We start from the raw sequence: 13,028 nt of genomic DNA, 5'->3' as shown, positions 1-13,028 counted from the left end.
ACTTTGGACGTCTGTTACACAAAAGTGACGTGCCTGCCAAAGATACATGATGCAGGCGGTCATCATCTTATTTGTCAATTATCGGCGTTCAAAATCCGACGCTACTATGGCAGGATTTGGGCGTGCCTCGCCCGAAACCGACCTCATATGAGCGCAAACCCCGCGTGCCGCGTCCGCTTGACGAGGAGAAATTGCGGGCATTGGCGCTGCGATATGTCGAGCGCTACGCCACGACGGAAGCGAAGCTGAGGACCTATCTGGCGCGCAAACTGCGCGAGCGGGAATGGCAGAGCGAGAGCCCGCCGGACCCTGAGGCGCTCTGCGCGCGCTTCGTTGCGCTCGGCTATGTCGATGACCGGATCTACGGCGAGGCGAAGGCGCGCAGCCTGTCGGCGCGCGGCTATGGCGCCCGCCGGGTCGAGGGTGCGCTGCGGCAGGCCGGGGTCGCGGACGGCCTGCGCGCCAATATCAGCGAGACACTGAACCCGCGGCAGGCCCTGCTGTCCTTTGCAAAGCGGCGGCGCTTCGGCCCCTATTCCCGGACGGAGCCCGATGAAAGGACCGTACAGAAGCAGATGGCGGCGATGATGCGCGCCGGGCACGGCTTCGATGATGTCCGCAGGCTGATGCAGGCGGCTTCGGGCGCGGAGCTGGAGGCGGAATGGCAGGATGACGACGCGCCATGAGTGACGGGATATGTGAAATTCAGGTCGATACGACGACCGGAATCCTGACCGCGGGACCGGTCGCGGTGCCCTGCAGAATCGGCAAGGCCGGCGCGGTGCCGGATGCGGAGAAGCGCGAGGGCGACGGCGCGACGCCGCTGGGGCGCTACCGCCTGATGACGCTCCTGGTGCGCCCGGACCGGCTGCAACGGCCGCGGACGGCATTGCCCTGGCGCTGGCTGTCACAGTCTGATGGCTGGTCCGATGCGGTGGGCGATCCGGCCTATAATCGCTCTGTTCGTCATCCCCGTTTCGCGTCCGCCGAACGGCTGTGGCGGGAGGACGGCCTGTACGATCTGATCGTCACGACGAGTCATAACACGCCGCCGGTCGCAGGCAGGGGGAGCGCCATTTTTTTTCACTGTACCGTCGATGGACGTGACCACACCGAAGGATGTGTCGCCATCGAGCGGGATATTCTGTGGTCGCTATTGCCGAAGCTGTCCGCCGAGACGTGGATCGTGATCGGCGCGTCCTAGGCTACGATCCGTTGCTCGCCGCCTGCGCCTGAAGACTTGCCGACAGACGGCTATAGCCGCTGCGGATGACCGCCTGATCGCACGGACGGTCGAGCGACTCGAGCAGATCACGAAGTTCGTTGCGCTCTCGTTCCGTCCTGACCGTCATCTCATTGTCCTTGCTGGCCATCTACGTCTATCCATCTGGCCGTTTGCCTTTGGCCGTTTGCTTCGATTTCATTCACCTGACTCAAACATCGAGCGACGGGGTTTGTTCCCTATTACAGCGGCTTCCCTTTAGATTTCTTTAATAATTCCACGCGCGTGAAGCGGGCGGCCTGCCGCGCGAGCCAGGGGAATGCTTGTACCGTGCGCAGGGCAAACCCGCCTTCCGACAAATGGGCATATATCCACGCGGCGCGCGCGACCGGGCCGCGCGTCCGGCGCGCCAGCTGTCGCATCAGGTGCGCGTCGTCATGACCGGACAGGCGGGCGGCGGCGATGCCGCTGGTGATCGCGATGGCCATGCCGTCGCCGGTGAAGCTGTGAATGACCGCCAGCTGATCGCCAATGCGTACCGGGGCCTGCGCCGCGTTTGACACAAAGCCGTAAGGCACGCGCGCAATCGCCAGCGGCTTTTCGAACAGCGCCTCGGCGCGGTCCAGCCGCGCGAACAGCCGCGGTGCGCTCAGCGCCAGATGCGCGCGAACACCGTCCCACCCGCCGCGCGCGATCTCTTCCTTCGCCAGCAGGCACAGATTGGCCTTGCCGTCCTCGATCGGCTGCAGCCCGGCATAGCCGCCGCCGAACCGGTGCAATTCTATCGTACGGGCGATCGCGTCCCGATCCGCTGGTGCGAGCCGCACATGCAGCTTGAAACCCGTCAGCCCGTCGGTCACCGCCTGCGCACCGATCGCGCGCGCCGTACCGCGCAGCTCACGCTTGCCGGTGGCCAGCCAGGTCCGCGCCGCCGCCAGCACGTCACCATCGGACAGCCGCGCCTGGCCCCCTTCGAAGGCGCGGACCATGGTGCCCCGCCTGACGCGGGCACCGCGCGCCGCGGCATGGGAAAGCAGGGCTTCGTCCAGCCGGTAGCGGCTGATGCCGAGCGCGGTTCCGGGCAAATGTGTCTCCGCCGCCCTGTCACCGTGGATCATGCGCAGGCGGTCGATGGGGGCGCCGTCCAGACCGTCAATATCGACCCCTTCGCCGCGCAGCGCCGCGCAGGCTTCCCATGACAGGAACTCGCCGCAGACCTTGTGATGGGCGCCGCCTGTGCCTTCCAGCAGGGTGACGGACTTTCCCTGCTGCGCCAGTCCCGCGGCCAGCATCGCCCCTGCCGGACCGCCGCCGATGACAAGCTGGTCCAGGCTCATTTTGTACGCGATACGCCCCAGCGGAACATCGGGTGCCAGCGGATGTCCGCGTCGACGCCAGCCTCTGCCAGCAGCCGTTCCCAGTCGCTGCGTGTGAAGGCCCGGCGCACGGAGATGCGGCCATCGTGCCGCACGATGGGATGCCAGCGCATGACCGTGCTCAGGGCGCCAAAGCTCCACAGGGCCAGCGGATGACGGTGCAGGTCGTTAATGTGCCAGCCGCGCCGGGCATGCGCCTCCATCCAGCGCATGAAGCGGACGATGTCGGCGTCCGGCAGATGATGCGTGAACAGCGCGCTGGTGATGAAATCATAGCGATTGTCATGATCGAAGACATTGCCGACGAGATAGCTCGCGGTGGTTCCCGCACGTCCGCTGGCGAGGGCACCGCCCGATGCGAGGTCGATACCCGTCAGCCGGGCAGGGATACCGCGCCTGTCCGCCCAGCGTGCGATGCTGCGGAGGAGGTCGCCCTGGCCTGCGCCCACGTCGAGCAGGCTGAATTCATCCAGCGCCGCCGCGTGCCGCGACAGGAAGGACAGCGTCGGATCGTGCCCGCGCAGCCACCAGTTCACTTTGGCCAGATCATCGATCGCCGCCGCGAAATCCGCTTCCGGCAGGTCGGGATCGTCAATCAGTTCCTGCTGGGCTGAGCGCGACCGCATGCCGTTCAGGCGCTGCGGAAGCGGAAACTCTCCGCTGCCAGACCGGGACCGAACGCCATTGCCATGCCGCGCGTCACCCTGCGGCCCTCCGCAAGCATGGACGACAGGACGAACATCAGCGTCGCGCTCGACATGTTGCCGAACGTGTCGAGCACGGCGCGTGACGGCGACAGGGCGTCGTCCGGCAGGTCGAAACCGCGCTCGACCGCGTCGAGAATGGTGCGTCCGCCGGCATGGACCGCCCATGCGTCATAGCGTTCCGGAGCTTCGCCGCGCAGCAGGCCGCCATCGGCGGCGTCGCGGCCGGCCTTCAGGGCGGTTTCGATATGGCGCGGCACCTCGCCCGACAAATGCATGTCGAAGCCGCTGTCGCCGATGCGCCAGGTGATGGCCTCCGCGCTCTGCGCGATGGCGGCGGCGCGGAAATCCTCCAGCGCGAAACCGGTTTGGTCCGCCGTCACCAGCGCCGCCGTCGCGCCGTCCGCGAACAGCATGGAGGACAGCGTCTTCTCAAGGTCGGACGTATCCTGAAAGTGCAGCGAGCACAGCTCGACATTCACGACCAGCACGCGGGCCTCTGGCGTGGACCGAATGATATGATTGGCAAGGCGCAGGCTGTTCACCGCCGCGTAGCAGCCCATGAAGCCCACCACGGTGCGCTCGACATCCGCCGACAGGCCCATGGCGGTCGCGATATGCTGGTCAAGGCCGGGCGCGGTGAACCCGGTGCAGGAACACACGATCAGATGCGTGATCTTGGCAGGGTCGGGCGCGAGTTTCGCGATCGCGGCCAGCGCCAGTGCGGGCGCCTCGGCTTCGTACCTGTCCATGCGCGCCCGCGTGCCGGGATAGTCGCCGTGACGGAAGAACCCCTCCGCATCGGCGCTTTCGCCATTGGCCTCGCCCGGCGTGAATACGGAATAGCGGTGCGAGATGCCCGCGCGGCCCGCCATCCGCCGAAACAGGCGCGCATTGCGCCTGTCGAGACGGTTCGCCACCAGATCGACATAGGCACCGTGAATGTCATTCGGCGGATTTGCCGTCCCGATGGCGTTGATATGGGCAATGGCCATCGGTGGTGAACTCCTGATGAAAAACAACAATTCCGGAGCATAGGCGTAATCGTGCCGCCTGCGCCATGCTGCATTTCGTCCGGTGTGCGTTTCCCCGCCCGCGGCGCGCGCTACCGTTCCAGCGTCACGTCCCAATAGAGGAAGTCGCGCCAGCTTTCATGGCAGTGGCGATGCGGGAAGGCCCGTCCGTTCGCCTGCAGCTCATGCGTCGTCGGTTTGCGCGGCAGCGGTGACAGCGTCATATGCGCCTCCTGCGGCGTGCGCCCGCCCTTGGCGAGGTTGCACGGCGAGCAGGCCGCGCAGACATTCTCCCACGTGGTGCGCCCGCCATATCGGCGCGGAATGACATGATCGAACGTCAAATCCTCCTTCGACCCGCAATATTGGCATTCGAACCGGTCGCGCAGGAACAGGTTGAAGCGCGTGAAGGCCGGATAGGTCGTCGGCTTCACATAGTCCCTCAAGGCGATGACGGAGGGCAGCTTCATCTCCATCGTCGGGGATGAAATGAGCCGGTCATATTCCGCGACCACCGCAACCCGGTCCAGAAAGACGGACTTGATCGCCGTCTGCCAGTTCCACAGGCTCAGCGGGTAATAGCTCAGCGGTGTATAATCGGCGTTCAGGACCAGCGCCGGGCAGCGCTCCAGCGGTTCCTGACGTTCCTCGATCCGCTCCGGATGAAACACGCGCTTTTTCTCCTCCACCTGTCGGCAGGGTCCAGATGCGTTCCTTCCCGTCTCACAAGGGACGGTAGTCCCCCAAGGAAGGCATGCACCAGAACTTGTGCCTGCCCTCAACGTCTCGCATGCCCGCTACAGCCCGCTTATGACGCCCCTATGACACCAAATGCCGATTCGCGCGTCAACAGCGAAACGTCCCCCGACAAGCGGGAGCCGTCCGGTGCGACGATGATGACCAGCCGGTTCGCGCCGTCGCCGACGGGTCTGCTGCACCTGGGCCATGCCTATTCCGCCATTCTGGCGCATGACATGGCGCGCCGCGCGGGCGGACGCTTCCTGCTGCGTATCGAGGATCTGGACCAAGGGCGCGCGCGCGGGGAATATGTCGAGGCGATCTTCGAAGACCTGACCTGGCTTGGCCTGACTTGGGATGAAGCGCCGCTACGGCAGTCGCGGCGCGGAGAGGTTTACCGGGACGCGCTCGATCGGCTGATCGCACTGGATGCCGCCTATCCCTGCTTCTGCACGCGCAGGGATATCGCCCAGGCCGCCGATGCGCCGCAGGGCCCCGACGGCCCGCTCTATCCCGGCACGTGCAGGCTTCTGCCGCCCGCCGTGCGCCGCGCACGCATGGCGACCGACGCCCATGCCTGGCGGCTCGATATGGATGCGGCGGCAAGGCTTGCCGGGCCGCTGACTTTCGAGGATCATGGCAGATCCATAGCCGTGGACCCGCTGCTGAACGGCGATGTGGTGATCGCGCGCAAGGATGCGGGCAGCAGCTATCACCTCGCGGCGACCATCGATGATGCCGCCTGCGGTGTGACCGATGTCGTGCGCGGCACCGATCTTCTCGCGTCCACCCATGTGCACCGCGTCCTGCAGGCCCTGCTCGGCCTCGACGCGCCGCGCTATCATCATCACGGCCTTGTCGCCGGCGATGATGGCGAGCGTCTGGCGAAGCGCAATGGCGCGCGGCCGCTGGCCGCGCTGCGCGATGACGGGGTCACAGCCGCCGACATAAGGGCGCGGTTCGCCCTTTCCTCCTGACAGGATGGGGGCTGGTCTCTATATGAGCGCGCCGCATTCACATCATCCGAAGGACAGATTCCCATGGTTCGCCTGCTCTGCGTGCTCGCCATCGCCGCCCCCGCTTTCGCCGCACCGATACCGGCCCCCATTGAAACGATGATCCGCTCCGCCAAGCCTGGTGAGCGCGCGACCGTGGCCAAGGTCGCCAAGCGCGCGGCGGCGGACAGCGGCGCGGAAATCGATGCGCTGGTCGCCAGCCTGACGGCCGCTGAGGCGGAGGCCGAGCAGGCCGCGCTGGCCGATCAGGGCTTCTGGGACGGCTGGACCGGCGAAGGCGCGCTCGGCGGCACCTTTTCCACCGGCAATACCGAGGAGACCGGCCTGTCCGCCTCCATCGGCCTCAACAAGCGCGGGCTCGACTGGGAGCATGATTTCCAGCTTTCCGCCGATTATCTGGAAACCAATGGCGACCCGCGCCGCGAGCGTTTCCATGCGGGCTATACCGGTCGGCGCGACCTTTCCGGCAAGGCATTCTTCGCGTTCGGCCTCCTCAGTTTCGAGCGCGACCGGTTCGGCGGCATCGACTACCGGTTCACCGAGTCGCTCGGCATGGGCTACCGGCTTGCGGACAGCGACAGCTTTCAGTGGACCGTCGAAGGCGGTCCCGCCGCCCGCCAGACGAAATTCTCGGACGGCACCACGGCGAACCGCATCGACCTTCTCGGCAAGACCGATGTGGACTGGAAGATCAGCGACACGCTGCGCCTGACCGAGAGCGCAGGCTTTCTTGCGTCGGGCGGCAATAGCAGCCTCTATGCCAAGACGGCCCTCACGGCAAAGGTCATGGGCGACCTCTCCGCCCGCCTCAGCTACGATATCCTGCACGAAACCGATCCCCCGGCGGGCCGCGAGAAAACCGATACGATCACGCGCGCGAGCCTGGTGTACGGATTCTGATCCACGGGCCCTGCCGCATCGCGCCCATTACCGCCCCGCTATCTGGCCAAACCATCCACCTAGACTGGACAAAATAGTGGTTTGGAAGAGTGTGCTGACCAGACACTTTCAGCTAAATTTGATCCCGAATCAGTAAGGCATTGAAAACAGAATCAAATTTGCTCAATAATTACAGCATATTGACATGTTCTAACACTGTTCTTATGTGAGCGTTGTCGGGCGGGCGCGTTTATGTAGCTTTCGCTCGTGCGAAAGGACCACAATGAGAGCACTCGATGCAGCGGTCACGCTCGCCGATGCGAGTGGCTGGACCCTAACTAATCTCCAGCTCCAAAAGCTGCTATATATCACCCAAATGTTCCATCTTGGCGAACATGGTGGCCTTCCTGCTTTTAATGAAGACTTTCAGGCGTGGAAACTTGGGCCAGTCTTACCCGCTGTTTATGGACCTGCAAAAGTATATGGTAGTCGTCCTGTCAAATCACTTTTTCACAAGTCTGCGCTTCCTGAAGGAACGGCGCGTGATACAGCACTAGAGGTTTATAACGAACTTGGGCAAACTCCAGCGTTTAAGCTAGTCGCTATCACCCACTGGGATAAGGGTGCATGGGCAAAACATTACCGTGATGGCGAGTTTGGACGGCGGATACCAAAGGAAGATATTCTGAATGAGTACCGCACCCGACAAACCGTCAAAATTTGATCTTCTGAAGACTGAACACGACGACTACGACAAAGCTCTAACCGCGCTTGCTGATGCTCAAGATGAGATTACCGAACTGAAAGATCGCAGGCGGGAAGAACGTCTGGCTTGGATAGTAGCTGCAACAATTATTTTTGACTGCATGGTTTTACTGAAGGCAGACAATTTAGGCGGGCCTCTTATTATTGGCCTGATTCAGATTGCGGCGCTGGCAGTCGTGGCAAATCGCCTTGGTGTGGAAGAATTTGCGGGCTTGTTTCGCGGCATGATTAATACACTAACGGATAAGACTTTCGGGGGCAGTTAAGCAGCCTGCTGCCAGTGGCCCCGTCCACCGGCGTGACACCACTGCAGCCATCGCAGCGCCCGCTACCAATATAGCCCGTTCGCAGTTTTAACGATGGCGGTGGTCTTCGCGCGTTCCTGTTGTAATAGCTGCCTAATATTAGATTACACTTATGGGTAGCTGGGCAAGGAAAAGTGGGGTGGTGCGCGGGGCCGGTTCGGCCGGATCGTCTGTGAAACCGCGACAAATGCGCCCCGCCCTCGACATTTCCGCGCGCAATGCGCAGATTGCCCGGCATGAACGCTTTTATGATCACGCTCATTATCGTCGGCGCGCTTGCGACGGCGGCCGTGCTTGTGCGCGGCATCATCGTCATGGCATCGGGGAAGGACATTGAGGGGCGCAAGTCCAACAAGCTGATGTTCACCCGTGTCTATCTGCAGGCGGGTGTCGTTCTCGTCATCGTGATCGGCGCGCTGATGGCCGGGGCCATTGGTTAAGCTCAACAAGATCTACACAAAGACGGGCGACGACGGCACCACCGGCCTCGTCGACGGTTCCCGTCGGCCAAAATCCGATTCACGTGTTTCCGCCTATGGCACGGTCGATGAGACGAACGCCGCCATCGGCCTTGCCCGCTGCCATGCCGAGAGCGGCGATGACGAGATGCTTGCCCGTATCCAGAATGACCTGTTCGATCTGGGCGCGGACCTTGCGACACCCGGCGAGGTGGAGGGCGCGCTGCGCATCGAACCGTCGCAGGTGACGCGGCTGGAGGCGGAGATCGATGCGATGAACGCAAAGCTTGCGCCGCTGACCAGCTTCGTCCTGCCCGCCGGTACGCCGCTTGCCGCCGCGCTGCACCTTGCGCGGGCGATCGCGCGCCGCGCGGAGCGGGATAGCGAGCTTGCCGCCCAGTCGGAACAGATCGGTGCCCCGGCGCTGATGTATCTGAACCGGCTTTCCGATCATCTTTTCGTGATGTCGCGCTATGTTAATGCGCGGCACGGCGGTGATGTGCTTTGGGTACCCGGAGCCAATCGGGAGGAGTGATCGCATGACAGTCCGGGTGGAAACCCTCCTCTCACGCTATCGGAGCGTGCGGCAGGAGACGGAGAGCCGCGCCGCACCCCTGTCGGATGCGGACGCGACGCCGCAGTCCATGGCGGATGCGAGCCCGGCGAAATGGCATCTGGCCCATACCAGCTGGTTCTTCGAGCAGTTCATCCTTTCGGCATATGTGCCGGAATATGAGGCGTTCGACGCGGATTTCGCATATCTGTTCAACAGCTATTACGAGGCGGCGGGCCCGCGCCACCAGCGGTCCGCACGCGGCCTGATCACGCGCCCGGCGCTGGACCGGGTGCGCGCCTATCGAGCCCATGTCGATGACGCGGTGGCGCGCGCGATGCCGGATCTTGGCGAAGAGGCGCGGGCGCTGATCACGCTTGGCCTGCACCATGAGGAGCAGCATCAGGAACTGATGCTGACCGATATCCTGCATCTGTTCGCGCAGAACCCGCTGGAGCCGGTTTACGCGGCGGACGGCGTGCGTGCCGAGGCGATCGAGGACGGGCTGTCCTGGCACGATCACGCGGGCGGCCTCGTCGAAATCGGCCATGAAGATGACGGCTTCGCCTTCGATTGCGAAGGCCCGCGGCACAAGGTGCATCTGGAGCCGTTCGCGCTTGCCAGCCGTCTCGTCACCAATGCCGAATGGGATGAGTTCATCGATGATGGCGGCTATCAGACCGCGGCGCTGTGGCTGTCCGATGGCTGGGCGTGGGTGAACGGGAAGGGCATCACCGGCCCGCTCTACTGGCGCGCGGAACAGGACAACCGGCCGAGCCAGTTTTCCCTGCGCGGGCGTCGGCGGCTGGACCCCGCCGCGCCGGTGACGCATATTTCCTATTATGAGGCGGATGCCTTCGCGACATGGGCGGGGCTGCGTCTGCCCACCGAGGCGGAGTGGGAGACGCGCGCGCCGTCGCTGGCCGACGCGCATGGCCAGTGCTGGCAGTGGACCGGCAGCGCCTATCTGCCCTATCCGCGCTTCCGCGCCGCGGCCGGTGCGGTCGGCGAATATAATGGCAAGTTCATGTCCGGGCAGTTCGTGCTGCGCGGATCAAGCTGCGCGACGCCTGCGGGCCATGCGCGCGACAGCTATCGCAACTTCTTCTATCCGCACCAGCGCTGGCAGTTCGCCGGTGTCAGACTGGCCAAAAGCCTGTGACCGATATCGACGCGGCGCACAGGGCCGTCCTTGCGGATTTCGCCGATGCGGTACGGCAGGGCATGGCGCGCGCGCAAAAGGAAATCCCGGCGCGTTTCCTCTATGACCAGCGCGGCAGCGAATTGTTCGAACAGATTACCGGCCTTGACGAATATTATCTGACCCGCACGGAAATCGGCCTGATCGAGGCTCATGGCGCGGAGATTGGCGGGCATGTCGGGCGCGGGCTGACCCTCGTCGAATTCGGCTCGGGCTCCAGCGCGAAAACGCCGCCCTTTCTGCGCGCGATCGGTGCGGCGGCCTATGTTCCCATCGATATCAGCGCGGGCTTCCTGACGCAGGCCGCCGCCGATGTCCGCGCGGCCGTCCCCGGCCTGTCCGTGCATCCGCTCGCCGGTGATTTCACAAAGGCGCTCACCCTGCCCGCGGATGTCGCGGACACGCCGAAGCTGGGGTTTTTCCCGGGCTCGACGATCGGCAACATGACCGCGGCCGAGGCCGTCGACCTTTTGCGCGCCTTTCGCGAGACGCTGGGAAAGAACGCTCCCCTCGTCATCGGCATTGACCTGAAGAAATCCGCCGACATTCTCGAACCCGCTTATGATGACAGCCGGGGCGTCACCGCGGAATTCATCACCGGCATCCTGCGCCGCCTGCGGGATGATCTGGGCGCAGACCTGCGGCGCGAGGACTGGAGCTATCGCAGCTTCTGGAATGCGGACAGGGGCCGCATCGAAATGCACGTCCGCGCCGATGTCGATACCAGCATTGCGCTGGGCGAGGATCGCTGGACGATCGCGGCGGGGGAAACGCTGCATATTTCCAACAGCCACAAATACAGCGTGGAAGAGTCCGCGATACTGGCGCGCGCCAGCGGTTTCCAGCAGGTGAAATGCTGGACCGATCCGGATGCGCTGTTCAGCCTGCAATTATGGCGGATGCTGCCAGAAGATCTGAGCTGGTAGCGCGGGAAACCCAGGCCTGAGGGGGCGCAAAAATCCCGGACCCCATCATCCTTCGCCTGCGCCCGGGATGATGGGTTTTTGGAATATCGCCCCCAATATTGCACGTCATACCGGCCTGCGCCGGGATGACGGCGCGAGTGCCAGACCTATCCCGCGTGCTTCGCCTGATATTCCCTGCGCAGCGTCAGCTTGTCGATCTTGCCCGAACCCAGTTTCGGCAGCGGCTCGCGCACGATCCACAGTCTGGCGGGCACCTTGAATCCCGCCAGCTCGTCGCGCGTTGAATCGATCAGCACCTCGGGGTCGAGTTCCTCGCCGGGTTTCAGAAAGGCGACCGCGCCGACGATCTCGCCCATACGCTCGTCGGGCAGGCCGAAGACGCTGCATTCCGCCACGGCCGGGTGGCCGTAAATCGCCGCTTCGACCTCCTGCGCGGCGATATTCTCGCCGCCGCGGATGATGATGTCCTTCTTGCGGTCGACGATGTACAGATAGTCGTCCTCGTCCAGATAGCCGATGTCGCCCGTGTGGAACCAGCCATCGCCCGGGAACGCTTCCGCCGTGGCCTGTGGGTTGCGCCAATAGCCGCGCACATTGGCCGCGGTTCTGATGCAGACTTCGCCGCGCTCGCCCGCAGGCAGAATATTGAGATCGTCGTCGCGAATGGCGATTTCCACAATGGGCTTCGAGGCGCGTCCCGTGGAATTCGGCTTGGCGAGATAATTGTCGCGGATATTGCCCGCGCCCACGCCATTTGTCTCCGTCAGGCCGTAGCCGATGGCCGGGGTCTTGCCCATTTCCTTCATGATGCGCTTCACATGTTCGGCAGGGCGCGGGGCGCCGCCCGCCGCGATGTCGACCAGCGTCGACAGGTCGTATTTGTCGCGGTCCGGATGCTGCAGCATTTCCAGGCTCATCGTCGGCACGCCGACGAAATAGGTGACGCGCTCCTCCTCGACCTGCTTCAGCGCTTCGCCCGCGTCCCATTTGTACATGATGACCAGCTTTCGCCCGATGGCGATGGACACCAGAAGGACGGGCACGGAGCCGGTGATGTGGAACAGCGGTACATTCAGCAGCATGATCTGCTGCTCCGGCAACTCGGTGCCCGCCGCCTCGGCCAGTTGCAGCATGGCGAGGCCCTGCACGATGTAGTTGAGCGCGCCGTGAACCAGTGCCCGGTGCGTGGACACCGCACCCTTGGGATGGCCCGTGGAGCCTGACGTGTACATCAGCGTCGCGTCGTCCTCCGGTCCGATCACGGGGACGTACCACATGTCCTTCGGATTTGCGGCGAGCACATCCTTCCATGCGCGGGCGCCGTGTTCCTTCGTCGCGGAGCTCGACGTGCGCACGCTGATGACCGGCGTGTCCGGTCCCACCGCGGCCCGTATGCGTTTCAGCCGTGCCTCGTCCGCGATGACCAGCCTGGTTCCGGAATGGCTGAGGCCATATGCCAGTTCCTCCGGCGTCCACCAGGCATTGAGCGGCACGACGATAGCGCCGAGATAGAGACCGCCCACAAAGGCACTGATCCATTCGGGAAAGTTGCGCATGGCGATGGCGACGCGGTCGCCCTTGGCAATGCCAAATTCATGTTGCAGCGCGGCGGCAAGGTGTTTCGCTTCCGCGAAAATGTCGGCAAATGTCTTCCGCTCGCCCTCGTAGACGGTGAATTCCTTGTCGCCGTTAACGGCGAAGAAGAAATCGAAATATTCCCGCATCGACGGAGGTGCGTTCTGGAAAACCGGCACGGTGGCACCGCGAATATTCGCGGTCGTCACGGCCATTTGCGTGCCCTCCGCGGTGAGGGCGGCAATGGCGGCATCCTGTGCCTTGTCGAGTTCGGTGAGCATGTTTCCTCCCAGGGAA

16 protein-coding genes are annotated in these 13,028 nt (G+C 63.8%); 10 read left to right on the top strand and 6 right to left on the bottom strand.

Features of this window, described 5'->3' with window-relative positions:
- The first annotated feature begins 122 nt into the window (after positions 1-122).
- Together KCG44_RS02120 and KCG44_RS02115 are read left to right on the top strand one after the other, a co-directional pair.
- Entirely contained in the window at positions 123-686 is a 564-nt protein-coding gene (locus tag KCG44_RS02120) for a regulatory protein RecX (protein WP_218443916.1), read from the top strand.
- Positions 683-1,204: a L,D-transpeptidase family protein gene (locus tag KCG44_RS02115; protein WP_218443915.1), complete on the top strand. Its 522-nt coding sequence runs from the start codon at positions 683-685 to the stop codon at positions 1,202-1,204. The genes KCG44_RS02120 and KCG44_RS02115 overlap by 4 nt, the downstream gene beginning before the upstream one ends.
- Position 1,205: 1 nt before the next feature.
- On the opposite strand, the gene KCG44_RS02110 is transcribed toward KCG44_RS02115, so the two are convergent.
- The 5 genes from KCG44_RS02110 to KCG44_RS02090 all read right to left on the bottom strand — a co-directional run bounded on the left by KCG44_RS02110 (position 1,206) and on the right by KCG44_RS02090 (position 4,986).
- Positions 1,206-1,373 carry a hypothetical protein gene (locus tag KCG44_RS02110; RefSeq protein ID WP_218443914.1) on the bottom strand — a complete coding sequence of 56 codons (168 nt, stop codon included), beginning with the start codon at positions 1,371-1,373 and terminating at the stop codon, positions 1,206-1,208.
- Between the two features lie 91 nt (positions 1,374-1,464).
- Complete coding sequence (locus tag KCG44_RS02105; RefSeq protein ID WP_218443912.1) at positions 1,465-2,559, bottom strand: NAD(P)/FAD-dependent oxidoreductase; 1,095 nt, start codon at positions 2,557-2,559, stop codon at positions 1,465-1,467.
- Positions 2,556-3,224 (bottom strand): methyltransferase domain-containing protein, encoded by a 669-nt coding sequence (locus KCG44_RS02100; RefSeq protein ID WP_218443911.1) that lies wholly within the window; start codon positions 3,222-3,224, stop codon positions 2,556-2,558. The genes KCG44_RS02105 and KCG44_RS02100 overlap by 4 nt, the downstream gene beginning before the upstream one ends.
- 5 nt (positions 3,225-3,229) lie before the next feature.
- Positions 3,230-4,297 carry a type III polyketide synthase gene (locus KCG44_RS02095; RefSeq protein WP_218443910.1) on the bottom strand — a complete coding sequence of 356 codons (1,068 nt, stop codon included), beginning with the start codon at positions 4,295-4,297 and terminating at the stop codon, positions 3,230-3,232.
- Positions 4,298-4,407: 110 nt separating this feature from the next.
- Positions 4,408-4,986 carry an HNH endonuclease gene (locus KCG44_RS02090; RefSeq protein ID WP_218443909.1) on the bottom strand — a complete coding sequence of 193 codons (579 nt, stop codon included), beginning with the start codon at positions 4,984-4,986 and terminating at the stop codon, positions 4,408-4,410.
- Positions 4,987-5,208: 222 nt separating this feature from the next.
- On the opposite strand from KCG44_RS02090, the gene gluQRS reads away from it, so the two are divergent.
- The 8 genes from gluQRS (at position 5,209) to egtD (ending at position 11,156) form a co-directional block, all read left to right on the top strand.
- Positions 5,209-6,030, top strand: a complete 822-nt coding sequence (gene gluQRS, locus KCG44_RS02085) for a tRNA glutamyl-Q(34) synthetase GluQRS (RefSeq protein WP_218444628.1) — start codon at positions 5,209-5,211, stop codon at positions 6,028-6,030.
- A 63-nt stretch (positions 6,031-6,093) separates the two neighbouring features.
- Positions 6,094-6,969, top strand: a complete 876-nt coding sequence (locus tag KCG44_RS02080; protein WP_218443908.1) for a DUF481 domain-containing protein — start codon at positions 6,094-6,096, stop codon at positions 6,967-6,969.
- Between the two features lie 262 nt (positions 6,970-7,231).
- Positions 7,232-7,672 carry a Panacea domain-containing protein gene (locus tag KCG44_RS02075; protein WP_218443907.1) on the top strand — a complete coding sequence of 147 codons (441 nt, stop codon included), beginning with the start codon at positions 7,232-7,234 and terminating at the stop codon, positions 7,670-7,672.
- Entirely contained in the window at positions 7,638-7,979 is a 342-nt protein-coding gene (locus KCG44_RS02070; protein WP_218443905.1) for a hypothetical protein, read from the top strand. The genes KCG44_RS02075 and KCG44_RS02070 overlap by 35 nt, the downstream gene beginning before the upstream one ends.
- A gap of 287 nt (positions 7,980-8,266) precedes the next feature.
- Positions 8,267-8,458, top strand: coding sequence for an HIG1 domain-containing protein (locus KCG44_RS02065; RefSeq protein WP_255536260.1), 192 nt, complete (start codon positions 8,267-8,269; stop codon positions 8,456-8,458).
- Positions 8,451-9,011: a cob(I)yrinic acid a,c-diamide adenosyltransferase gene (locus tag KCG44_RS02060; RefSeq protein ID WP_218443903.1), complete on the top strand. Its 561-nt coding sequence runs from the start codon at positions 8,451-8,453 to the stop codon at positions 9,009-9,011. The genes KCG44_RS02065 and KCG44_RS02060 overlap by 8 nt, the downstream gene beginning before the upstream one ends.
- 4 nt (positions 9,012-9,015) lie before the next feature.
- Entirely contained in the window at positions 9,016-10,191 is a 1,176-nt protein-coding gene (gene egtB, locus KCG44_RS02055; protein ID WP_218443901.1) for an ergothioneine biosynthesis protein EgtB, read from the top strand.
- A complete protein-coding gene (gene egtD / locus KCG44_RS02050; protein WP_369411912.1) occupies positions 10,188-11,156 on the top strand; it encodes an L-histidine N(alpha)-methyltransferase in 969 nt (322 codons plus the stop codon). Before egtB ends, egtD begins: the two co-directional genes overlap by 4 nt.
- Positions 11,157-11,302: 146 nt before the next feature.
- Here the strand turns inward: egtD and KCG44_RS02045 are convergent, their stop codons facing one another.
- Positions 11,303-13,012, bottom strand: coding sequence for a class I adenylate-forming enzyme family protein (locus KCG44_RS02045; protein WP_218443900.1), 1,710 nt, complete (start codon positions 13,010-13,012; stop codon positions 11,303-11,305).
- Between the last annotated feature and the right edge of the window lie 16 nt (positions 13,013-13,028).

Source organism: Pacificimonas pallii (assembly GCF_019204005.1).
In the GTDB taxonomy this organism is placed as follows: Bacteria; Pseudomonadota; Alphaproteobacteria; order Sphingomonadales; family Sphingomonadaceae; genus Pacificimonas; species Pacificimonas pallii.
The sequence above is the reverse complement of the archived record's forward strand: the minus strand, read 5'-3'. Positions and strand labels throughout refer to the sequence as shown.